We start from the raw sequence: 22,074 nt of genomic DNA on the forward strand, positions 1-22,074 counted from the left end.
TTAAGATGACGAACGCTATAGGGCCTGTAAAACCGAAAATTTAGTGCTACGTACTGATAACTCAATGTATAAAAATAATGAGTCAAAGCGTAAACTAGACAGGCGATGAGTGACTTTTTCTTTTCATCCAGTTACTCGTGGCCAAGTATGATCGATTTACAGTGAAAATCCGAAACGTTCGCGTATTTTATAACGTTTTTTGAGCAATTTGTCTAACTATCAACCGGAGGACGTGTGTCTATTACTCGCCTAGAACTACAAAATTATCTCAATGGATTATTAAGGGTTAACGAAATCAATGATTATTGCCCTAACGGTTTACAGGTAGAGGGCACAAATAAAATAAAAAAAATTGTGACAGGGGTAACGGCTTCCCAAGCATTAGTTGATGCAGCAATAGACGCTAAAGCTGATGCACTGATTGTCCATCATGGTTATTTTTGGAAAGGTGAATCACAGGTCATTTCTGGTATGAAAAAGCGCCGTCTATCAGCGTTGTTGGCTAATGATATCAACCTTTACGCCTACCACCTCCCATTAGATGTTCACCCTGAATTTGGTAATAATCGACAACTCGCGTCGCTATTGGACATTCAAAATATAAGCGCGGTAAGTAGCGTTAAGCCAGTGGGTGTTGTTATGCAGGGTAGTTTTGAAGAAGAAATTGAAGGGGCCGCGCTGCAGGCTAAATTGCAGGAGTTGTTAGGACGAGAGGTGCTGATAGAAGGGCCTGTGTCAAAATCTATATCAAGCGTAGCTTGGTGCACAGGTGGTGGACAAGGGTTTATTGAGCAAGCGGTTGAACTTGGCGTTGATGCATTCATCACAGGTGAGGTTTCTGAGCAAACTGTGCACACAGCAAGAGAAATGGGGATCACCTTTTTCGCTGCTGGTCATCATGCCACTGAGCGCTACGGCGTTAAATCTTTAGGGGAGCATATTGCCCAGCATTTCGATGTTCCCGTTGAGTTCATTGATATTAACAACCCTGCTTAACGATGACAGTAGTCTATGAATAACGATCGTATCTTCGATGGCATTGCAGAAAAATTCTCAAGCAATATATATGGCACTACCAAGGGAAAACTGCGACATACCTTGTTATGTGATGTTTTAGAGCCTTACTTAACCACGCCTGTTCGCGCTATTGAAATTGGTGGGGGCACGGGGGTGATGACCGCGCATATTGCCTCTAAGGGGCATTCTGTAGTGTTAACTGATGCGTCGAAGGATGTACTTAAACAAGCTGAGACGCTACTTGCTGATGCGCCTAATATCACAATCAGGCACCAATATTTGCAGCAGATAGAGGACTTGGGCGAATTTGATTTAGTGGTTTGCCATGCGGTCTTGGAGTGGCTGGATGCGCCTTTCGATGCAATTGATTTTATGTTTAACAACATGAAACCAGGAGCACGTTTAAGCCTAAGTTTTTTTAACCAAGATGCGAACTTGTTTGCCAATGCCATTTACGGCAACTTTGATTACATTGCAAAAGGAATGAAAGTAAAAAAGCAAGTTAGGCTGAATCCAAAACAGCCGTTAAGTGCAACCCGTGTGGTTGAACACTGTGAGTCGCTCGGCTTTAAAATAGTTGATAAAGCGGGGATTCGTTGTTTTCATGATTACATGCGAGACATTTCTCATCAAAGCAGTAAGTTTGACGACTTACTGGCGCTGGAGCGACAGTATCATAAGAAAGCGCCTTACCTTTGGTTAGGAAAATATTTTCAACTGATCCTAGAAAAAGAGAGCTAGAAAAGGAATTAGAGAAGAATAGTTAGGACAAAATCAAACTAGTGCATTTTCGTTACGGACTACAAAGGATTGCAAGTGTCTAAATAACAGAATATTAGCTCTGGCGACTTAGAGTGTGTTTTCTCCAGTCAGTATATTATCGAGTGTAGTTTTTGCGATTTCTTCTAGCGCCTCTATGGTAAAGAAGCCTTGATGACCTGTTATTACCACGTTGGGAAACGTGATTAAGCGCTGGAAAATATCATCTTGGATAATTTCTTGTGAATGATCATCAAAGAAAAGCTCAGACTCCCTTTCGTATACATCTAACCCTAGATAGCCAATTTTTTTCGTCTTAAGCCCTTTGATAACAGCATTGTCATCGACAAGCCCGCCTCTTGACGTATTTATAAGCATTACGCCTTGGGGCATTTTATCAATGCTTTCAGCGTTAATTATATGATGGCTCTGTTCGTTGAGCGGGCAGTGCAGGGTAACAATCACGCTTTTTTCAAGTAGTTCATCTAGCGTGACATAATGGCCTCCCATTGCGGTCACATTATTGTCTGGCAGAGGGTCGAAGCAAAGAACATGACATCCAAAACCTAACAAAATGCGAATAACCGCTTGCCCAATCTTCCCTGTTCCAATCACCCCCACAGTTTTTCCATGAAGCGTAAAGCCCATCAAACCACCAAGGTCAAAGTTCCCTTCACGAACGCGATTATATGCTTTATGAGTTTTTCTATTTAACGTGAGAATAAGTGCAAGAGTGTGTTCAGCTACAGTTTGTGGACTGTAGGCGGGCACGCGACTGACCGTAATACCTGCCTTTGCTGCGGCGTTTACATTAACATTGTTAAAGCCAGCGCATCGAAGCGCAACATGTCTTACGCCACAGCGTTTAAGTACTTTGATAGTAGCGGCATTGATATCATCATTTACAAATACAACAACATCAGTATACCCATGGCAACTAGCGGCGGTAGATGCATTCAGTGGATGTTCAAAGAACGTGGCGTTAATAGATGAATCATTTGCAACGTTTAATTTTTTTATTAACTCGGAAAACAGAATGCGTTCATAGGAGCGTGTACTGAAGAACGCGACGTTTCTCTGTTGTTGGTTGCAACACTCTGGCTGGGCTTTGTCGGTGCTACTCGTATTCATTTTAGTACTCAATTAGGTCACGTAGACCACTAAAATTTACCACGGCAACATTCAATCAACGTAGATATAGATCAATAAAAGTAGCAGAACATATAAAGCACTAACTTGTGATGTTTTTCTCAATACATCTCCAATATGCAAAGAGTGTTTACTACGCTAAGGAATTGCACGTGCCGACTTAGTATCACTAAACCCATGTGCTGAATATATTCTTTCGCTACTTTCGTGATTAGTTGGTATATATGTTCAGAAATCTATTACTGCGCTTTAAGTAGCTTCACAATATCTTTTTCAATGGCTTCTGGTTTTACAGTCGGCGCAAAGCGCTTTAGCACCTTACCTTGGTCTGAAACTAAGAACTTGGTGAAGTTCCATTTTATACGCTTTGTACCTAATAGGCCGGGAGCTTGGTGTTTTATTTCTTCGAATAGCGGGTTGGCATCTGGTCCATTCACATTCGTTTTTTTAAATAAAGGAAACGAAACGCCGAAGTTAAGGCTACAGAATTGAGCAATATCTTCGTCGCTACCGGGCTCCTGATGCCCGAATTGATCGCAAGGAAACCCCAAAATCTCAAAGCCTCTATCGTTATATTTTTTATACAGCGCTTCTAGCCCTTCGTATTGAGGAGTAAAGCCACACTTGCTTGCCGTATTAACAATGAGTAGTACCTTTCCCTTGTATTGTTCAAGGGTTGTTTGTTCACCGTTGTTTAACGTAATAGGGTGTTCATAGAGTGTCAAAATTACTTTCCTATATTTTTGTTGTTGTTAAGTCTGTTACTCTTAGGTAATCCAAACATCTTTATTAAGTATCTAGAGTATATTTTGTATGAGTAATTTGAAAGTGAGTTTTTTGGGCCTGGGTGTGATGGGATTTCCTATGGCGGGGCACTTGAGCAAAGCTGGCTATTCGGTCACGGTTTTTAACCGTACCTCTCAAAAGGCACAAGAATGGCTATCAATTTATGACACAGACGGCGCTACCGTTAGCGCAGGCGATACTGTTGCCAAGGCGTGCGAAAACGCTGATATTGTTTTTATGTGTGTGGGTAACGATAACGACGTGAGAGATGTTGGCAATCAGGCTTTAGCTGTAATGAAAGCGGGCAGTGTGCTTGTGGATCATACAACGGCGTCAGCAGATATCGCCAGAGAACTCTATGAAAGTAGTAAAGAGAAACAGATTGGCTTCTTAGATGCCCCTGTTTCTGGAGGTCAAGCTGGGGCTGAAAATGGCCAGTTAACTATTATGGTGGGTGGCGATGAAGACGTATACAGGAATGTAGAGCCAGTAGTGGCACATTATGCACGTCATAGCCAGTTACTTGGGAGGAGCGGTAGCGGACAGTTGGCGAAAATGATGAATCAGATCTGTATAGCAGGCATTGTACAAGGTTTGGCTGAAGCGCTACATTTTGGTCAGCGTGCTGGACTCGATTGTAACGCGGTGGTGGACGTTATTAGTAAAGGTGCAGCACAATCGTGGCAAATGGAAAACAGAGCCAGCACAATGCTTAACAATAGCTTCGATTTTGGTTTTGCTGTTGACTGGATGCGTAAAGACTTGAGCATTGCGTTGGATGAGGCTCGTAAAAATGGTTCAACACTCGCGCTTACGGCATTGGTTGATCAATACTACGCGGATGTTCAAAAACTTGGTGGCGGTCGTTGGGATACGTCCAGCTTGCTTACTCGATTGAAGTAATTTTGTATAAGGAATAAAGCCGCTGCTAGCTGTGCATTATGTAAGCGCTGTGAATGACTAAAGTGCTTGCTCTTGTGCAGATAAGGTAAGTTGCGCTAAACGCGCTTTATTAGTGTCATTAAGCGGTAAAACAGTAATGTTTTCGAGTAAATGTTTGATACTAAATTTACGGTAAACGCCAGTGTCTGCTTCAATCATACATTGAAGCAGGTTCAAGCCAAAGGCAGCGGTATCTGGTGAAAGCTGAAACGCATCATAAAAATGTTTCATTGCCTTGGTAAACAACCCTTCGATGAAAAGCTGAGTACCAGTTTCATTAATAGAAATGGCCTGCTCATGGTTTAGCCCTAAACGTTCCCCACCAGTGAAAATAAGGGCGTCGTTCATCACCTGTTCCGATATGGCTTGCAGTTCGGCATTTTTTTGTTTAGCCATTAACAGCAATTCACCCGCTTTGCGTTCATCACCAAGCCCGTGATGTACTTTTGCTGCAATAACTAAGATAGAGGGCTCGGTGCGTAAATAGTTGTCGATGTGTTCACTCTCAAGAAAGTGTGCAGCTTTTTCTAGATCGTTATCTAACACTGCTGAGAACGCCAAGAGATAATCTCTCTTTTGCAGCGTTTGAGGGTCGCTCTGACTTCTTCCTGCAATACCCACCAGTTTTCTTGCTTGAGACAAACTTTCACTTCTGTTGGTTTGAGGCGATTCCTCGGCCAAAAACAAATAGAATTCAGCCAATTCAAAGGTAAAGTCGTTAAAGCTGTCTTTAGCACTGCGGTGCATCGCTCGCTTACGTTGGAGAAGGTCGATGGCTTCAACGACTTTATCCTGTTTTTGATAAGCAAGAGTTTTAAGCTTAGCTGCGTGTAGACTTAATTCGCTGAACTTAATTTCGTTCAGATACTTCTCTGCTTGAGCATACGCATCTTGTTCAAAAGATATGGAAGCAAGCCATTCGAATGCTTTATCACGAGCTAAACTTGAGTTTACCATCTGACTTAAGTGATTCTTGCAATGAGGCCATTGTCCAGAGGCGTATTGACACTTTACTTTACCCCACTGAGCCCAGAGTACTTTATCGGAACGGGTTAGCACGTCTTCATAAATGCTCAGTGCTCTTTGAAGATCGCCATTCTCATAAAGAAGGCGCGCGTACAGCTTTCGAATGTCTGCAACAAGGCGTGGCGGAATGCCTTCGGAAATTTTGGCTCGTATAACGCTGATGGCGCGCTCTAACTGCTTATTGTCTAACGAATGTAAAACGTTTTTGACAAAATCACGGTAGCTTAAATAGTGGTTAATCTGGCGAGTGAGTGAGGCGATAGTGTAAGGTTTGATAAGTAAAACATCGGGCTGTAGATCCATGATCCGGCCGATTATCTGCGGAGAACGGTCTGACGTAAGAAATATTATCCCCGTACTTGGCCGAATAAACCCAGCTTCTCTTAAGCTTTGCACCCATTCAACGCCGGTTTTGCCCTGACCAAGATGGTAGTCCATCAATAATAGTTCGAAATTTTGTTTCTTAAGCGCCGCTTTTAACTCTATACCAGACGCAAAGCTGCTCACAGATAAATTAGCGATAGACATGAGATGCCCTCGAAGCGCGGTTCGAGCGGTAGCATTATCTTCTACTATTGCTATTCTAAATTCCACAGGCTGCTTAACTGTACGATTACATGAAGCTAGCTTATCAGCGGAAAAATAAAAGTGCATTATTAATAAGGTTAACTTTCGTCGGTTATTTCCCGCCTAAGTGGTAGAAACGAAGCTTCGTCACAAAATATTTACGATTAGTATTATAATATTTAAATAAAAATTTACCTTTACGTTTACGTAAGGGGTAGGTATTGGTTATTGTTGTTTAAAAGCAACTTATTGAAGGTACGTCTAATGAACTTTGAATTAACCGATGACCAACTCGCCTTTGAAGAAACTGCCCGCCAATTTGCTCAGCAAGAATTGGCACCTAATGCTGCTATGTGGGATAGGGAGCACCATTTCCCTATTGATGCGATAAAAAAGGCAGGCGAATTAGGTTTCTGTGGTTTGTATGCACCAGAGAGTGCTGGTGGTCTTGGACTATCGAGGCTCGACTCTTCAATTATTTTTGAGCAGCTTTCAATGGGATGTACCACTACCACAGCTATGTTAACCATTCACAATATGGCGACATGGATGATAGCAACGTGGGGTACCAATGAAGTTAAAGATATGTGGTGCGACCAACTTGTAACAGGTAACAAATTAGCGTCGTACTGTTTAACCGAACCTGGTGCAGGCTCTGATGCCGCGTCGCTTAAAACAAAAGCGGTAAAAGTAGACGGAACTTACGTACTAAATGGGGCGAAAGTATTTATATCAGGTGCGGGAAGTACAGACGTTTTAGTTGTTATGGCGCGTACCGGTGAAGATGGCCCAAAAGGAGTTTCAGCTTTTGCCGTGCCGGCTAATGCGAAGGGCATTGAATATGGAAAAGCAGAAGAAAAAATGGGATGGAACGCACAGCCCACAAGGATGATTACATTCGACAATGTGAAGCTCGATGCAAATTGGTTGCTCGGAGAAGAGGGGCAAGGCTTTAAAATGGCCATGCAGGGTCTTGATGGCGGTCGAATTAACATTGCAACTTGTTCGGTAGGAACGGCACAGCAAGCTCTTAATGTAGCGCGAGATTACATGAACGAACGTGAACAGTTTGGTAAAACAATTGCTGGGTTTCAAGCGCTACAATTTAAGTTAGCAGACATGGCGACAGAGTTGGTTGCGGCCAGGCAAATGGTAAGAATGGCGGCGTGTAAATTAGACAATAATGATCCTGACAAAACCACTTACTGTGCTATGGCTAAACGCTTCGCTACCGATGTGGGTTTTAATGTATGTAATGATGCGCTGCAGCTTCATGGTGGTTATGGCTATATCAAAGAATATCCATTAGAGCGCCATTTCAGGGATGTCCGCGTACATCAAATATTAGAGGGCACTAACGAAATTATGCGTGTCATAATTGGAAGACGTTTGCTGTCAGATGAGCGAAGCGTATTGTAGTAAAGTAAGAAAATGAATTTATCTGAATACTATCTAATGGATTATGAGCAGGAGTAAACATGACAAACGTAGAGCCGGTAGTCATTGTTGATGAGATAAAAACAAGCTGTAACGACTTTACTATTGGGCGTTTAACTCTCAATAAGCCAAAAGCACTCAACGCGCTAGACCTAACGATGGCGGACATTATGCTCAATGCACTTCAGCAATGGCAGTTGCGCAATGATGTTGTTGCTGTGGTGATCGATGCGGAAGGAGAAAAAGCATTTTGTGCCGGTGGTGACATTGTTTCTATGTACCAGTCGATGGTAGAAGCAAAGGGCAAAATACCGCCCTTTCTAGAGACGTTTTTCAAAACAGAATACACATTAGACTACACCATTCATAATTACAGTAAGCCTATAATCGTGTGGGGTAGCGGCATCGTCATGGGCGGTGGTATGGGGCTTCTATGCGGTGCAAGCCATCGCGTGGTTACCGAGACATCTCGGTTAGCTATGCCCGAAATCACAATAGGTTTATATCCTGACGTTGGGGGAAGCTATTTTCTTCCTCGCTTGCCAGGAAAGTCAGGTTTATTCCTTGGCCTAACAGGCGGACAAATGAACGGTACGGATGCCCTTTACGTTGGCCTTGCCGACGCATTGGTAGCCAGCACACAGAAACACAATCTTTTAAGCGCTCTAACAGAATATTCATGGAATAAGACAGATGACACAAGTTTAGCGGCATCTGTATCGACAATTATTAATGCTTTAGAAAAACCTAATACCTTGCCTATTGGCAATGTAGAGCCAAATATGTCGTTTATCAATGATTTATGTTCGCAAGGCAGTGTGAGTGAAATAGTCAACGCTATTTTAAGCGCAGATATGAAAGACAATAAATGGCTTCTCCGCGGGCAAAGTACCCTTGCAAAGGGGTCGCCTATCACTATGCATTTAGTTTACGAGCAGTGCGTTAAAGGAGCCGACATGACATTGGCTGATTGCTTTAGGATGGAAGCAGATATGTCTTGCCGGTGCGGTGAAATAGGGGAGTTCCAAGAGGGGGTAAGGGCCTTATTAATTGATAAAGATATGTCGCCTAACTGGAAATATAAAACGGTAAATGATGTACCCCAAGACGTAATCGAGCATTTCTTTCACTCACCTTGGAGTGAAGAAAACCACCCATTAGTACAGTTGTGAAAACTCTGCTTTTCGCAATTGCGTGAGCATGCGAGTATGGCAAACGTTTCTTTATTAGGGCTGATTGCCTAAACCAGTAAGCGTAGGCGACGCCATCTATCGTGGTGTTCTTACGCTCTATTATTGCCGTGAAGGCACCGATTTTGGTATCCTTTACGGCAAATTCCTAACAACAAAGTTCTCACCATGTGGCAGTGCCCACTTTGTAAATCACCGATACAACTAAATTCTACGCCAATACGCTGTATTAATAATCATAGCTTTGATAAAGCGAAATCGGGTTACGTTAACTTGTTACCTGTTCAGTTCAAAAAATCGAAACTTCCGGGTGACGATAAAGATATGGTGAAAGCCAGAAGGGAATTTCATCAGTTAAACACCTACAAACCATTGAAAGAGAAAATGCTATCGCTGGTGGAAAATTTTCTTGTTCAATCGGCAAAAGCGAGTGATTTCTCGAATGTTAATTCTAAACAACCCTTGTCTATATACGACGCAGGGTGTGGCGAAGGAAGCTATTTAGATGCAATGGTTCAGGGACTGTCTTGTAATGGTCATTCGGTTAAAGGTGCAGGAAGTGATATTGCTAAAATAGCGGTAGAGTTAGCCGCTAAAGCTTATAAGGAAACACAGTTTGTAGTAGCAAGTAGCTTTGAATTACCCGTTCAGGACAACACGCAAAGCGTAGTAATGCAGGTGTTTGCGCCAGGCAGTAATGATGAGTATTTAAGAGTATTAAAAGAACAAGGGATACTGATCACAGTAGACCCTGCGCCAAACCATTTATATGAACTAAAGCAGCAAGTTTATGACAATGCAAGGCAGCATCAGATAAATGAAAAGCCTAGGGACGGTTTTACTCGCGTTCACAATGAGTGCTTCTCATTTCCTATACACTTTGAAAACACCGAACACGCTCTAGCTTTAATAAAAATGACGCCTTTTTACTGGAAGCTACCTCAGGGCAAAATTGACGCAATTGTTGCATCGTTAGGCCACGTAACCGCAGACTTCCATATCCAAATGTGGAAGAAAAGCTCAAGTGACAGCATTGCTGGGCAATGACAGTGAGAATAAGATGGTTCAGGTAGGGATACTAAATGGCCGATAGCAAACAAAAAGCGCTCTTTTTAGACCGAGACGGTGTAATTAATGTCGACCACGGCTACGTGGGTAAGTATGAAGATTTTGAATTTGTAGAAGGTATCTTCGACATTATTCTGAAATTTCAAAATAACGGCTACTTACCTGTTATTGTTACCAATCAAAGTGGGATAGCCCGTGGCTATTATAGCGAAATGGACTTTCAGGCATTAATGGCGCGAGTACAAAAAGACTTTTCTTCCCACGGTATAGTGAACATTCCTGTTTATTTTTGTCCTCATCACCCGCAAGGTATTGTTGAACAATACGCTACTGCCTGTAAGTGTAGAAAGCCACTACCCGGAATGCTAAATCAAGCGGCGCAGGAGCTAAATATTAACTTAAAAAGCAGCCTATTAATCGGTGACAGCTGGCGAGACATAGAAGCTGCTAGCGCAGCAGGTGTTAGTAAAAGCTTCTATTTATCAGAGGAATGTATAACAGACGAACAGTTAAACCGACTTGCTGCGCCTCATGAAGTCATTCAGGTTGCATCCTTATTAGACATCTCGTCAAAACAAGGTTATGCGTAACCGAAAAATTTAAATTAAACCTTATTATTCCCTATTTAAAGGTCGCAACGGGTAGCAGCGATAGCTTAGGTTAATCGCTGCTGTTACGCCGTTAATTCTGTGTGGAAAAGCGAGATAAGTGCTTAACCGCTTGGCTTAGCAGGTCAATATTTAACGATTCTTTACTTCGCTTCCCAGAAGATAAGTCACTAATTTCATAGCTACCGTTACTTAGAACGTCTGTGCGCTTATTTCCATGGAAAACAACAATTCGTTCTCCAGATGTGCTAACCAACCAGGGTCTGGACGGCGCCAGTAAGTTTTGACCTGTTGAATAAAACGTAGAGGGCGCGTTACAGCCTAAAGTGTTCAAAATCGTTGGTGCTAAATCTTCAGTACTTGCAAGTTCTGCTTTGATTTTAAGGGTACTGTATAGCGCCCCTTTACCATCTTCACTAGCAAAGCCTGTCGCTACAATAACGTCATGTTTTCTATCTATTGTACTTTCAACGTAATCCTTTATGTCTGCGCCATTCATGAAAGCAATGTGCAGCCCCTCATGATTGTTACTTAAAGGCTGTAAATAGCCAGATAATTGTGGCAGCGGCAAAGGTACATCGCTGTGAATAGAAACTGGCATACCCGAGCCTAGCGGAAGGGCAAGCAACACGGGACGTTTTTTAGATAACGCGTCCTGATAAATTTCCGGCACACCAAACAAGGTTGCTGTCATAAGACCTTCAACGGTACTTGCTGTTGAATAATAATTAGCAACCTGATTCAGCTGTTTACCTTTAATCCTGCTTAAATCGATATCGTTATCACCGTCAACTTGCACAATAACGGTAAGATTTTTACTCGTTTCTATAGAGCAATAAACAGGCTCAGCAGGGTAAGTGATATTGTGAATATCAGGGTTGAACTGAAGTTGCTTTCGTTCTTCATAGGCCGCTAAGTCAAGCAAGCCATAACGCGACATTGTAGTCTTAGCGGTGGCAGGGTAAGAAAGCGGAAACATGTTGTCTTGCTTAATGATAGGTTGATACAGCTTGGCATCAGCCCACACATGAATAGCGTGACTGGTAACAAAACAGCTGACAAAAAATGTAGTGACAGGAATGCCAACTTTATGACGAGTGAAGCGTTCAACACGCTTCCAGATTGCATTGGCTAAAACCAGCTGAAAGCCAAGCCAAACAACAAATAAAAGAAATAAGAAAGCCCACTGTTGCCAGCTCTCTATTGCCATTGTCGACTGTGCTTCACTGCGCAGCAGGTCAGCGGCGTGGAAACTAATATGAAAGCCTGTACGGTTAAATAGCAGCGCATCGAAAGCTAATAGCGCTAAACCCACAGCAGCAATAACAGATGCACTTACCTTTATAATTCTGGGGTTGTTAACTAAATAGCAAAGGGGGAGGATAAAAATAACAAAGCCAAAAAAGGTCATAAATCCAATATGACCGAACCAGTTGGCGAGAAGATACAAAGTGCCGACACCTGTGCCTGGCATAGGTGATGAGAAAACAAAAATCGAGGCAATAACAATGGCGATGATAATGTTCGCCAAGGCAAACCAATGCCCCCAATTTACCAGTTTAGTAACGCGCTGGCGACGAGGTGATTCGGCAAGTATCATGCAATCCCTTAGCTATTTTTAACGCTTTTTTTCAGTACATCGGCAAACTGGGTTGCCATGGCTTCGCGATTTTCAGGGGCTACCTGAGTATTTAAAATGTGCGTAATGACATTTCCTAACACCATTAGTGAAAGATCGCGGTTTGCACCGCCTTCTTCAAGGGTTAGAATAACGTTATTCATTAGCGTTTCGAATTCGTCGTTGCTATAGCGGCTCTGTTGGGGCATTGCTACGCCTCTTTTTTATGATTTCTTTGATAAAAAGAATGGTTTTACACGTAAAATGATTATAATCGTTGTTTGAGTGAGTACAATCATTCATTCTAAAATCCCGCAATTCTTTGGATATTTCTGACACTTTTTAAGCAACAGGACACCCGATACTCTATGAGTGCACTGATTCATCACTTTGTTGTACATCGTTTGATTGTAAACAAAGAAGAGAAAATTGAAGCTATTCCACGTGACAACTGCTTAGCTGTTACTCCGGAAATCGAGCTTCTTGCCCATCAAATAAACCACAGTTTCAATGCTAAACCTGGAAAGGGGGTTGGCCACTTCGTGACGGAAGTTACCCGTGAAGCAAAGGTGGAAAACGAAGAAGGCGAAGCGACGACGCAAAAAAGCACCGAAAACGTGGCTGAGTTTGCGGAAGGCCTTAGGCAATACATGGATATCCAAAAAGCGGCGGGTGATAACGTTGAAGATGCATTCCATGCATTTTCAGTGTCATCGACTAACCGCTTGGTTCGCACTTTGGCAGAAACGGGTACTGTTGAGACCGGTTTTCTTATTTTCTGCCAGTATGAATATTTGGCCACACAGTATTTGATGATTGCATTGTTAAATACCCGTTCGCACGTTGAAGTGACAAACTCTTTAGATCTTTCTGCTCGTGAACACTTAGATTTAGCAAAAATGCAGCTCGCTGTACGTTTCGATTTAACCCAGTGGGATATTCAGCCAGAACAGCAGCGCTACGTTAGCTTTATTAAAGGTAGAATGGGGCGAAAGGTATCTGACTTCTTTATGCAGTTTGTAGGCTGTGAAGAGCTGGTTGATGTTAAACAGCAAAACAAACAATTGATTTCTTCAGTTGATGCCTACCTTGCCAGTGAGTCTCTAGACCCGCAAGAACAGCATCAGCATAGAGAAGAAGTTAAATCTTACTTTAAAGAAAAGATTGATGCAGGCGAAAGTTTATCGGTAGATGAACTGGCGAACCGACTTCCTCAAAATGAAGAGACCAGCAGCAACTTTTCTGCTTTTACTCAGTCTATGGAAGTACCGCTTGAGAAAGAAATTCAGCCAGACCCTGCGGCGCTAAAACAGCTTGCTAAATTTACCGGTCAGGGCGGTGGTATATCGTTAAGCTTCGAACGCAAATTAATGGGTGATAGGGTGTTTTACGACCCTGCAACCGATACACTAACTATTCGCGGAATTCCACCAAATTTAAAAGATCAGCTTAATCGCCAATCTTCAATGGACTAGTCGCTGCGAAGCAAAGTTAAAAAACGTATACTAGTTAGTAGAATATAAACTCGATTCAAGGGTGTTATGCAATTATTTGTAAATGATTTGACAGTGATGGACTTCTCTTACCTTTGCCCAAAACGCGGCATGGTAGGGGAAAGCTGGATTGTCGATGTGATTTTGGACGGTGAGCTTAACGAAGAGAGCATGGTTCAAGACTTTGGTCACGTGAAAAAGAACTTAAAGCGGCTTATCGACGAATATGTCGACCATAAGTTGCTTATACCTGCTGAATACAGTGGCTCAGAAGTTATCCACGATGACGACTCTGAACAAGTAGAGGCGCGCTTTACCTGTACTGACGGTCGTAGCATTATGCTACATTGCCCCGCTGAAGCTTATGCATTTGTTTATTCTGATGAGATAAACATGGAATCTGTCGGCGTTTACTTAAAAGAAGTGTTGGCGACCCATCTTCCTGAAAACGTTGAGAACATCACGCTACATTTACGTGAAGAAGTGATTAACTCTCCGTTTTATCACTATACCCACGGGCTTAAAAAGCATGACGGTAATTGCCAGCGCATAGCGCACGGTCACCGTTCGCGCATTGATATTATTATTGATGGCAAAGTGTGTGTTGAAAGTCAACAGTATTGGGCTGACCGTTGGGCCGATATTTATATAGCAACCCGTGAGGACGAAATAGCCTACAGCGACAGAAAGCTTAAAGGTGAAGTAGCTAATGACGCAGATTATTACTGTTTTGCTTACGAGTCTTCACAAGGCTATTTTGAATTACTCATACCTAAGTCAGATTGTGAAGTGATTGAAACTGACTCAACCGTAGAGTGTTTAGCGCAATATTTGCTGGAAGAGCAAAAGAAACGCACGCCTGATGGCGTTTGCCAAGTCATCGCTTACGAGGGCGTAGGCAAAGGCGCCACAGTAAAGGGTTAATATTCGATACTGCTCGTTATAGGGAAAGGAAATAGCTATGGCATTCACGCTTTCAAAAGACACATTACGCAATCAAATATCTTCTATATTAAATTGTGTAGTAGTGCTTAGTGCAGTTGCTTCTATATCATTTGTTTCTGCGGCTTTAGAATTAAATGAACAAGCCACTGGGCTTTCTAGTCAAGAGCAAATAGACGTTGTGCTGAACGGTAAGTTTACGCAAGGTGCTCTGTTGCGCGGGCAAGCCCCAGTTGGTGCCAAAGTAACGCTTAATGGCGAACCCGTACAAACCAATAAAGACGGAAAATTTGTGGTTGGGTTTGAAAGAGAAGCACAGCTTCAGCAGACGTTGGCTGTAGAGTTAGACAATGGCAAAAAGTGGCAGCGCGATATTACTCTTGAAAAACGCGAGTACAACATTCAGCGAATTGACGGGCTAGAGCAAAAAATGGTTACGCCGCCAGCAGAAGTGACGGCGCGAATTAAGCAAGACAATATCAACGTGGCAAACGCGCGCAGTGGCAATACAGATTTGGATGCACTGTTCACTCGTTTTGAATGGCCTGCAAAAGGTGCTATCACTGGTGTTTATGGTAGTCAGCGCATTCTAAACGGTGTGCCGAAGTGGCCGCATTATGGATTGGACATCGCCAATGAAACGGGCACGCCTGTGTATGCCCCAGTAGATGGTGTGGTAACCATGGCTGATGATCTCTATTATTCGGGTAACACCTTGATTCTAGACCACGGCATGCGCGTGTTTTCGACATTCCTTCACATGGATACTATAACGGTAGAAGTGGGAGACACCGTTAAGCAAGGCGAGCAGATTGGTACAATTGGCTCGACAGGGCGCTCGACAGGCCCGCATCTAGATTGGCGAATAAATTTAGGCAACATTCGCTTAGATCCCCACACTATAATGTCGGGGTCTCCTGAACAGTAACCATTAATTTGACTTAGTTTCTACAGCCATAAAGAAAAGGCGCTTTCAGGGCTCACCTAAAAGCGCCTTTTTAGTATTTACATTACCTTATCGTATTTGCGCTACTGGGCGAAGTTATTTCCCTAGCCATTGATTAAGCTTTTCTTCATCAGTAATTTCAAAGTAAGCCATTTCTTTTCGAGCCTCAGTTACCTCAAGAGGAAGGGTTAGAAGCCGCCCGTCTCGAATAAGCGTTAAATCTACCTTTGGTGTCTGGGCATTATCTAAAAGGCGCTGAAGTTTCTGAGCATTGACGATGTGGCCGTCTAACGCGATGATTACATCGTTCAAAAGAATACCTGCCTTCATTGCGGCAAGGCCTTCAAATACTTGCATTACCGTAAGTCCGAAGGTGGCAGGTTTTAACGTGGCGCCAAGTTGATTTTTAATAACAGGTAGCGAGGAAACGCCACCTTTATCTTCACCTGATACGCGTGCACGAATAGCGTAATTTACGCCCATCTCAGATACCAATGTCGCTAATTCTACATCGTCTGTGCCATACACCACGCGATTCAAGTAATCTGAAACGTCGATGTTGAGGTGGGTTTTGCATAAAGATTGGATCACGTCATCAGGTGTGCCTTTTTCATCCACCCCATAATGTTTCCACAATAGTTGCATCAAGGTGTCTAAATTCACACGGTCGTTTGACTGTTTACGAAGCAGTAAATCTAACCCAAGGGCGATAATGCCCCCCTTAGTGTAATAACTAACAATATTGTTAGTAGCGCTAGCGTCTTGCTTGTAAAACTTTGTCCATGCGTCGAAACTACTTTCAGCTGCACTTTGTTTAAAGCGACCAGCGTTTTGCAAAAGTCGACTGACATTTTGCGCAACAATATCGAGGTATTTCTGTGGTTCAATAACGCCGGCTCTAGCAAGGGTGACGTCATCATAGAAACTGGTAAAGCCTTCATATATCCATAGCTGATTTGTATATGTTTCTTGCGATAAGTCTGGTTTCACCATTACGCTAGGTTTAATGCGCTTAACATGCCATGTGTGGAAAAACTCATGGCTGCACAGACTTAAGAATGTGATGTAGCTGTCGGTTTTTTTCTCACTTTCACCAACTTGAGGAAGGTCGAAGCGAGGGTATAGAAGGGCAGTGGAATACTTATGCTCTAAACCGCCGAACCCATTATCGGCGAGCAGCGTCATAAACAGATAGTCATTAATAGGTTGTGGAGCACCAAACAAATCTAGGTGATGCTTACATATTGGCGCTAAGTCATTTGCTATTCGCTCATAATCGATATTGTTAATACCTGAGAAAAGTAACGTGAACCTAATGCCGTCAACCTCAAAGCTATGAGTGTCTGCAATGCCCACATAAATAGGGTGGTCGATGAGTTCATCGTAATTTTTTTCAATGAAGTGCCAACGAGACGGACTTGTGCTTTCACAACGAGAAGGCATAGACGTATAAGCCTTCCAGTTTGCGATTGCCGAATCGCTGTCGTTTAGCTCAATGTCCACCTCACAAGGCACATTCGTAAAGCCGGAAACGTTTAGAAACGCACTGGTACCATTTATAAACGCATATTGATCGTTCATAAAAGCAGAGCGAATAGATAAGTCGTTGGCATAAACGGTATAGTTAACAGTACAAGCTTTTCCATCTGTTTCTACTTGCCAAGTTTGCTTATCAAGCTTAGCAACAGAAAGACTATGAACGCTTTTATCGCCAACATTTTCAGCACTATTACTTTCAGAAGTATTAGCATTTAGCTCAATAATGCTTTTCGCAAAATCGCGCACCATGTAGCTTCCGGGGATCCAGCTTGGCAGGCTTAGCTCTATTGATGAGCCAGAATGTTCAGGTATTTGCAGTGCGACAGTAAATTGATGGGCACGCCAATTTGAAATAGTTAACGTATAGCGAAGAGCAGAGGTCATAAACGTCCGAAAAGATAAGCAAAACTATCCCTTAACTATATCAATCTATTGTGTTAATCCCAATAGATTGCACGATACTGCCGCTCAATTTTTTACGTTTATTAACTGCGGTTTTCCATCGTAGTGTTGATATGTTTTGTTTTGATGCGTACATTGAGTTAATCAACATTAAATCCAGCAATAACAAATACAAATGGCTGAAAAAATAAAAAGCAATTTACTAAGCGAAGATAATTTGGAATCGTTACGCTCGCTAGTACCTGGCGATACGGTAGATTTACAAATTGCTATGCCTGCAGCACCAAAGCGTGTGAAGACTGATTATGTGGGTATGCTTATTGACGAAGGTTTGCTTTTTCACATTCCAACGTCTGCAAAGTGGATAACAATAAGGGATGCCTTAACCGTTGGTAATGAGATTGTTGTACGCTCAGTACTTGAAGGCGATACGGGTCAGGTTATTGCCTTTAAAGTGAAAGTACTCAAATTGCTCTCCAAGCCATCCGGCATACTCATTACATCCTTTCCGAAACGTATTGAAAGTATCGGGTTGCGTGCCGTTAAGCGAGCACAGTTGGGTATTTCTGTAACTCTTGAAACCGAAGTCTATCCAGATGACGAGAATGTTACCGGGGTTATCATTGACCTAAGTGAAAAGGGGTGCAAAATAGCGTTACAAGCTAAACCAAATTGGCCAGTAATGCTTGATGAAGCTGAAGTTAAGCTAAACTATTCACTAGACGGTAAAGAAGTAGCGCTTACTGCAAAAGTTAAAAACCATAAGCTTGATAGCGATGTGGTTTATTATGGGCTCGCCTTTACCTGTGAAGAAAAATTGATAAAAACGCTGTTGTCCCGACACACATTGTTAACGTGATAAAGCAATAATTGGGAGCGTGTTAGATAACAATTAAAATAATAGGCTAAGGGGATCTACATGAGAAGTATTGAACGACTTTTAATGCAGTACGGCGAAAGCCACCAAAACAAGACCAACGTTATTATCCATGCTATTGCTGTACCCAGTATCTATTTCGTAACAATTGGTTTGCTGTGGAGTTTACCGGTCCCTTATGTGATAGCGCAATTCGATATTACATGGGCGCATATCATAGCGGTTCCCGTATTGTATTATTATTTCATGTTGTCAGGCCCGATAGGGGCGGCAATGACCCTCCTAACTATTTTATGTTTTGGTGCAGTAAATACGTTAGCTCATTTCAATATTTCGGTGTGGCTCTTTTCTCTTGTATTGTTCTTTGTTATGTGGGGACTACAGTTTATCGGCCATCATATAGAAGGCAAAAAGCCTTCGTTTTTTGATGACTTACGCTTCTTGTTGGTAGGACCGGCCTGGTGGTGGGTGCATTGGCTTAAAAGAATGAATATTAGCTACTGAGTTCGATGAACCAGTCAATCCAGTTAAAACATGTCTAATTTCAAGATTTTGCCCTGCGACCAGAGGCATAAGGGGTACGACCAAGATGCTTGGGTCGAGGCAAGGCTTGCGTATAATCTTCGTATAAGTTTTTAAATTGGTAATATTGTGAGTCGCTTTCAGCGTGTAATAGAAAGTAATGAACGTTTATTTTGGACGTTGCACAGCGCAGGCTGGGCAGGGTTTGCAATAATTTATTACATTGGTTCGTTTCTCCATGATGTAAGACCTATCTGGGTTTTTATCATCATGCTTAATGCCTACGCAGGATGGTTGTTAACCATTCCGCTTCGCTACATCTATCGATGGGCGAGAAAACAATCTCCGCTCAACATGATCATTATAGTAATTGTTTCTTGTTACTTAATTGCTTTACTGTGGGCCGTTGTGAAAAACATAAACTACTGGGAAATCTACAAACATGGATATCGCCCAGACGAGTGGTATATGTATTTCACCAACACGATAAATTCACTGATTATGGTGGGGTGTTGGAGTGGTGTTTACTTCGGTATTAAAAACTTTCAGATGCTTCAAAAAGAGAAGCAGAATGCGCTCAAGGCAAGCACAATGGCGCACCAAGCACATATTAAGATGTTGCGTTACCAGCTCAATCCACATTTTCTGTTTAACACGCTTAACGCTATTTCGACTCTTATTTTATTAAAAGAAAATGATACGGCTGAGGCGATGGTTTCGCGCTTAAGCGATTTCTTGCGTTACTCCCTTGATAATGACCCAATAAAACGCGTACCTCTGGGCCAAGAGATAAAAGCGCTAAGGCTTTACCTAGAAATAGAGAAAGTGCGGTTTGACGACCGTCTAGAAGTGCTATGGGACATTGACGAGGGCTGTGAAAGTGCACTCGTACCAAGCATGATCCTACAACCCATTATTGAAAATTCCATAAAACACGCCATATCTAAGATGGAAAATGGTGGGCGAATTTCAATTACTGCTCGTACTTTTGGTAATGATCTACTAATGGATGTTGCTGACAACGGGCCTGGCGCAGACATCAAAGACGGCACACTGAGCCGTGAAAATGGCGTAGGGTTAGCCAACATAAAAGAACGTTTGCAATCCCTTTATCATCGTAATTTTGCATTCTCTATAGAACACAATCAGCCTTCTGGTGTGCGAGTTAGACTACGCATTCCGTATGAAGTTAAGGACGTATAACATGACAAAGCAAGTGATAAAAACCATTGTAGTTGATGACGAACCTTTAGCGCGAAGAGGCCTTCGCGCCAGGCTAGAACGTCATGAAGATGTGCAGGTGCTTGCCGAATGTCAAAACGGCCTTGAAGCGGTGAGTAGTATTTCGCAGCATCGCCCAGATTTAGTGTTTCTGGATATTCAAATGCCTGGTTTAAATGGCTTCCAAGTGATTCACAAATTGCGCGAATTGAAGCAACCGATACCGATGATTGTTTTTGTGACTGCCTACGATAGTTACGCTATTAAAGCGTTTGACGTGCACGCATTAGATTACTTATTAAAGCCTGCGGATGACGAAAGATTAGGGGCGGCATTAAATAAAGTTCGCGAATATTTCTCGACTCAGCATCAGGATGAGCAATCACAAAAGCTTGTCAGCCTTGTTGCCGAACTAACAGGCGATGATTGCGAGGAAATTTTACGTAAATTAGCAAACGGTGAGCCTGTTGAAACAAACCCTTATCCAGATGTATTGGCAATTAAAGATGGTTCAGAAGTGACTCGTGTAAATGTTCAAGATATACAATGGATTGACGCAGCAGGTGATTACATGTGTGTACATGCGCTAGATGGCATGCACATTATGCGTAAAACCATGAAAGAGCTTGAACAAGAGCTAAATCCGCAATTTTTTGTCCGAGTCCACCGTTCAGCTATTGCTAATATACGATTTGTTAAGAAATTAGTGAGCCACATTAGCGGCGAGTATCACTTAATACTTCAAAATGATACTGAGCTTAAAGTAAGCCGTAGCCATCGAGATAAAGTAAAAGCGGCGATGAAGATGTAAAAAGCTGTCAGCAACAGATACATAGAGGCGGTGTTGTACGTAAGAACACCGCCTTTTTATTTGTAAGTGCGAGAAATACAGTAGTCTAAACAGCGCCTGAAGCGCACTGCTTACACGTTGTTATATCGTTCGTTCATCAATGTTAGCATGGCGTCTACACGGGCCACATTTAACGGCTTGGCGTTTTCCCATGTTTTGGGTAAAGGGACGGTAACAGGGCGCTGATTGACTTCACCAACCATAATATTGGTAATGTCACTACCGACTAAGCTTACAGCAAACTCACCTAAGGTAGTCGCCAGTAACCTGTCTTGCGCAACAGGCGAACCGCCTCGCTGAACATGCCCCAATGTAACCGGTCTAACGTCGTTAATATGGTGATGTTGCAATGCTTCGGTTAGCCCATTTAAGCCATTCGGCCATACATTTTCTGCGACTACAACGATAAAGCTGACAGGGCCCTTCAACGCACGCTGCGCTTTTATTTGGCTTACGATCTTTGTAACTTCTACGTCAGGGGATTCAAAAAACTCAGGAACAACTACATAGTCAGCAGCAGCTGAAAGGGCAGCATTTAATGCTAGAAAGCCCGCATTACGGCCCATTACCTCTACAAGAAAAATACGTTCAAAAGCATCGGCGGTATCTCGAACTTTATCGATAGAGCTCATGGCGGTATCAATAGCGGTGAAATAACCTATGGTTGCATCTGTACCACCTATATCATTGTCAATCGTACCCGGTATTCCGAGAATTTGGCCATCCCATTCTTCGCCCAATGTTTCTGCTCCGCGAAACGACCCGTCACCACCAATGACTATCAAGGTATCAATTTCTGCCTTGTCCAAGTTTTTCGCGGCTTTAAAAACGCCTTCGCGGGTTTTGAACTCCTCACATCTGGCGCTGTGCAAAATAGTACCACCTTGCTGAATAAGGTTGTGAGTCGAGTCTAGCGAGAGGGAAATGTATTCCTGCTGTAGCAAACCATTGTAGCCATGCTTATAGCCAATGAGGGTATAGTTGGCTTTTTGACAAGCAATAATTACAGCGCGAATACACGCATTCATACCTGGTGCGTCGCCACCAGAGGTCAAAATTGCGACACGTTTTGACACATTAAAGTCCTTCTTTTTGCAGGTAATATCATTAAAGTA

General features: G+C 42.6%; 21 protein-coding genes. 14 read left to right on the forward strand and 7 right to left on the reverse strand.

Going from position 1 to position 22,074, the window contains the following annotated elements:
* Positions 1 to 234: 234 nt before the first annotated feature.
* Together E5672_RS06760 and E5672_RS06765 are read left to right on the forward strand one after the other, a co-directional pair.
* Positions 235 to 996, forward strand: coding sequence for a Nif3-like dinuclear metal center hexameric protein (locus E5672_RS06760; RefSeq protein ID WP_136781499.1), 762 nt, complete (start codon positions 235 to 237; stop codon positions 994 to 996).
* Positions 997 to 1,011: 15 nt separating this feature from the next.
* Positions 1,012 to 1,758, forward strand: coding sequence for a methyltransferase (locus E5672_RS06765; protein WP_136781500.1), 747 nt, complete (start codon positions 1,012 to 1,014; stop codon positions 1,756 to 1,758).
* Positions 1,759 to 1,866: 108 nt separating this feature from the next.
* Here the strand turns inward: E5672_RS06765 and E5672_RS06770 are convergent, their stop codons facing one another.
* A complete protein-coding gene (locus E5672_RS06770) occupies positions 1,867 to 2,907 on the reverse strand; it encodes a 2-hydroxyacid dehydrogenase (RefSeq protein ID WP_136781501.1) in 1,041 nt (346 codons plus the stop codon).
* Between the two features lie 257 nt (positions 2,908 to 3,164).
* Positions 3,165 to 3,650, reverse strand: coding sequence for a glutathione peroxidase (locus E5672_RS06775; RefSeq protein ID WP_136781502.1), 486 nt, complete (start codon positions 3,648 to 3,650; stop codon positions 3,165 to 3,167).
* Between the two features lie 88 nt (positions 3,651 to 3,738).
* Between E5672_RS06775 and E5672_RS06780 the strand changes: the two genes are divergently transcribed.
* Positions 3,739 to 4,614 (forward strand): NAD(P)-dependent oxidoreductase, encoded by an 876-nt coding sequence (locus E5672_RS06780; protein WP_136781503.1) that lies wholly within the window; start codon positions 3,739 to 3,741, stop codon positions 4,612 to 4,614.
* Positions 4,615 to 4,671: 57 nt separating this feature from the next.
* Here E5672_RS06780 and E5672_RS06785 read toward each other — a convergent pair whose 3' ends face one another.
* Positions 4,672 to 6,273 carry a response regulator gene (locus E5672_RS06785; protein ID WP_338081707.1) on the reverse strand — a complete coding sequence of 534 codons (1,602 nt, stop codon included), beginning with the start codon at positions 6,271 to 6,273 and terminating at the stop codon, positions 4,672 to 4,674.
* Positions 6,274 to 6,510: 237 nt separating this feature from the next.
* On the opposite strand from E5672_RS06785, the gene E5672_RS06790 reads away from it, so the two are divergent.
* From E5672_RS06790 to E5672_RS06805, 4 genes are all read left to right on the forward strand, one after another.
* A complete protein-coding gene (locus tag E5672_RS06790; RefSeq protein ID WP_136781504.1) occupies positions 6,511 to 7,665 on the forward strand; it encodes an acyl-CoA dehydrogenase family protein in 1,155 nt (384 codons plus the stop codon).
* A 59-nt stretch (positions 7,666 to 7,724) separates the two neighbouring features.
* Complete coding sequence (locus E5672_RS06795) at positions 7,725 to 8,855, forward strand: enoyl-CoA hydratase/isomerase family protein (protein ID WP_136781505.1); 1,131 nt, start codon at positions 7,725 to 7,727, stop codon at positions 8,853 to 8,855.
* A gap of 186 nt (positions 8,856 to 9,041) precedes the next feature.
* Positions 9,042 to 9,920 (forward strand): putative RNA methyltransferase, encoded by an 879-nt coding sequence (locus E5672_RS06800; protein WP_136781506.1) that lies wholly within the window; start codon positions 9,042 to 9,044, stop codon positions 9,918 to 9,920.
* A gap of 35 nt (positions 9,921 to 9,955) precedes the next feature.
* Complete coding sequence (locus E5672_RS06805; protein ID WP_136781507.1) at positions 9,956 to 10,531, forward strand: D-glycero-alpha-D-manno-heptose-1,7-bisphosphate 7-phosphatase; 576 nt, start codon at positions 9,956 to 9,958, stop codon at positions 10,529 to 10,531.
* Between the two features lie 91 nt (positions 10,532 to 10,622).
* On the opposite strand, the gene E5672_RS06810 is transcribed toward E5672_RS06805, so the two are convergent.
* Together E5672_RS06810 and E5672_RS06815 are read right to left on the reverse strand one after the other, a co-directional pair.
* Positions 10,623 to 12,149 carry a DUF3413 domain-containing protein gene (locus E5672_RS06810; RefSeq protein ID WP_136781508.1) on the reverse strand — a complete coding sequence of 509 codons (1,527 nt, stop codon included), beginning with the start codon at positions 12,147 to 12,149 and terminating at the stop codon, positions 10,623 to 10,625.
* Positions 12,150 to 12,157: 8 nt separating this feature from the next.
* Positions 12,158 to 12,376, reverse strand: a complete 219-nt coding sequence (locus E5672_RS06815) for a YejL family protein (RefSeq protein WP_014949499.1) — start codon at positions 12,374 to 12,376, stop codon at positions 12,158 to 12,160.
* Between the two features lie 159 nt (positions 12,377 to 12,535).
* On the opposite strand from E5672_RS06815, the gene yejK reads away from it, so the two are divergent.
* The 3 genes from yejK (at position 12,536) to E5672_RS06830 (ending at position 15,530) form a co-directional block, all read left to right on the forward strand.
* The gene (gene yejK, locus E5672_RS06820; protein ID WP_136781509.1) at positions 12,536 to 13,642 is read left to right on the forward strand and encodes a nucleoid-associated protein YejK; all 1,107 of its coding nucleotides are present in this window, start codon (positions 12,536 to 12,538) and stop codon (positions 13,640 to 13,642) included.
* A gap of 66 nt (positions 13,643 to 13,708) precedes the next feature.
* Positions 13,709 to 14,584: a 6-carboxytetrahydropterin synthase gene (locus E5672_RS06825; RefSeq protein WP_136781510.1), complete on the forward strand. Its 876-nt coding sequence runs from the start codon at positions 13,709 to 13,711 to the stop codon at positions 14,582 to 14,584.
* 37 nt (positions 14,585 to 14,621) lie between these two features.
* Complete coding sequence (locus E5672_RS06830; RefSeq protein ID WP_136781511.1) at positions 14,622 to 15,530, forward strand: M23 family metallopeptidase; 909 nt, start codon at positions 14,622 to 14,624, stop codon at positions 15,528 to 15,530.
* 114 nt (positions 15,531 to 15,644) lie between these two features.
* Here the strand turns inward: E5672_RS06830 and E5672_RS06835 are convergent, their stop codons facing one another.
* The gene (locus tag E5672_RS06835) at positions 15,645 to 17,471 is read right to left on the reverse strand and encodes a M61 family metallopeptidase (protein WP_136781512.1); all 1,827 of its coding nucleotides are present in this window, start codon (positions 17,469 to 17,471) and stop codon (positions 15,645 to 15,647) included.
* A 193-nt stretch (positions 17,472 to 17,664) separates the two neighbouring features.
* Here E5672_RS06835 and E5672_RS06840 point away from each other — a divergent pair, with 193 nt between their 5' ends.
* The 4 genes from E5672_RS06840 (at position 17,665) to E5672_RS06855 (ending at position 20,920) form a co-directional block, all read left to right on the forward strand.
* The gene (locus E5672_RS06840; RefSeq protein WP_136781513.1) at positions 17,665 to 18,348 is read left to right on the forward strand and encodes a PilZ domain-containing protein; all 684 of its coding nucleotides are present in this window, start codon (positions 17,665 to 17,667) and stop codon (positions 18,346 to 18,348) included.
* Positions 18,349 to 18,408: 60 nt separating this feature from the next.
* Positions 18,409 to 18,870, forward strand: a complete 462-nt coding sequence (locus E5672_RS06845) for an Mpo1 family 2-hydroxy fatty acid dioxygenase (RefSeq protein WP_136781514.1) — start codon at positions 18,409 to 18,411, stop codon at positions 18,868 to 18,870.
* Positions 18,871 to 19,017: 147 nt separating this feature from the next.
* Entirely contained in the window at positions 19,018 to 20,091 is a 1,074-nt protein-coding gene (locus tag E5672_RS06850) for a sensor histidine kinase (protein ID WP_136781515.1), read from the forward strand.
* Between the two features lies 1 nt (position 20,092).
* Entirely contained in the window at positions 20,093 to 20,920 is an 828-nt protein-coding gene (locus tag E5672_RS06855; RefSeq protein WP_136781516.1) for a LytR/AlgR family response regulator transcription factor, read from the forward strand.
* Positions 20,921 to 21,030: 110 nt separating this feature from the next.
* On the opposite strand, the gene E5672_RS06860 is transcribed toward E5672_RS06855, so the two are convergent.
* Positions 21,031 to 22,035 carry an ATP-dependent 6-phosphofructokinase gene (locus E5672_RS06860; protein ID WP_136781517.1) on the reverse strand — a complete coding sequence of 335 codons (1,005 nt, stop codon included), beginning with the start codon at positions 22,033 to 22,035 and terminating at the stop codon, positions 21,031 to 21,033.
* Between the last annotated feature and the right edge of the window lie 39 nt (positions 22,036 to 22,074).

This window comes from Alteromonas portus (genome assembly GCF_005117025.1).
Classification (GTDB): Bacteria; Pseudomonadota; Gammaproteobacteria; order Enterobacterales; family Alteromonadaceae; genus Alteromonas; species Alteromonas portus.

Coding starts and splice junctions, on each gene's coding strand:
- E5672_RS06845 (WP_136781514.1), top strand. CDS start 18,409: ATGAGAAGTATTGAACGACTTTTAATGCAGTACGGCGAAAGCCACCAA.
- yejK (WP_136781509.1), top strand. CDS start 12,536: ATGAGTGCACTGATTCATCACTTTGTTGTACATCGTTTGATTGTAAAC.
- E5672_RS06790 (WP_136781504.1), top strand. CDS start 6,511: ATGAACTTTGAATTAACCGATGACCAACTCGCCTTTGAAGAAACTGCC.
- E5672_RS06840 (WP_136781513.1), top strand. CDS start 17,665: ATGGCTGAAAAAATAAAAAGCAATTTACTAAGCGAAGATAATTTGGAA.
- E5672_RS06795 (WP_136781505.1), top strand. CDS start 7,725: ATGACAAACGTAGAGCCGGTAGTCATTGTTGATGAGATAAAAACAAGC.
- E5672_RS06770 (WP_136781501.1), bottom strand. CDS start 2,907: ATGAATACGAGTAGCACCGACAAAGCCCAGCCAGAGTGTTGCAACCAA.
- E5672_RS06810 (WP_136781508.1), bottom strand. CDS start 12,149: ATGATACTTGCCGAATCACCTCGTCGCCAGCGCGTTACTAAACTGGTA.
- E5672_RS06855 (WP_136781516.1), top strand. CDS start 20,093: ATGACAAAGCAAGTGATAAAAACCATTGTAGTTGATGACGAACCTTTA.
- E5672_RS06805 (WP_136781507.1), top strand. CDS start 9,956: ATGGCCGATAGCAAACAAAAAGCGCTCTTTTTAGACCGAGACGGTGTA.
- E5672_RS06815 (WP_014949499.1), bottom strand. CDS start 12,376: ATGCCCCAACAGAGCCGCTATAGCAACGACGAATTCGAAACGCTAATG.
- E5672_RS06800 (WP_136781506.1), top strand. CDS start 9,042: ATGTGGCAGTGCCCACTTTGTAAATCACCGATACAACTAAATTCTACG.
- E5672_RS06765 (WP_136781500.1), top strand. CDS start 1,012: ATGAATAACGATCGTATCTTCGATGGCATTGCAGAAAAATTCTCAAGC.
- E5672_RS06830 (WP_136781511.1), top strand. CDS start 14,622: ATGGCATTCACGCTTTCAAAAGACACATTACGCAATCAAATATCTTCT.
- E5672_RS06780 (WP_136781503.1), top strand. CDS start 3,739: ATGAGTAATTTGAAAGTGAGTTTTTTGGGCCTGGGTGTGATGGGATTT.
- E5672_RS06835 (WP_136781512.1), bottom strand. CDS start 17,471: ATGACCTCTGCTCTTCGCTATACGTTAACTATTTCAAATTGGCGTGCC.
- E5672_RS06825 (WP_136781510.1), top strand. CDS start 13,709: ATGCAATTATTTGTAAATGATTTGACAGTGATGGACTTCTCTTACCTT.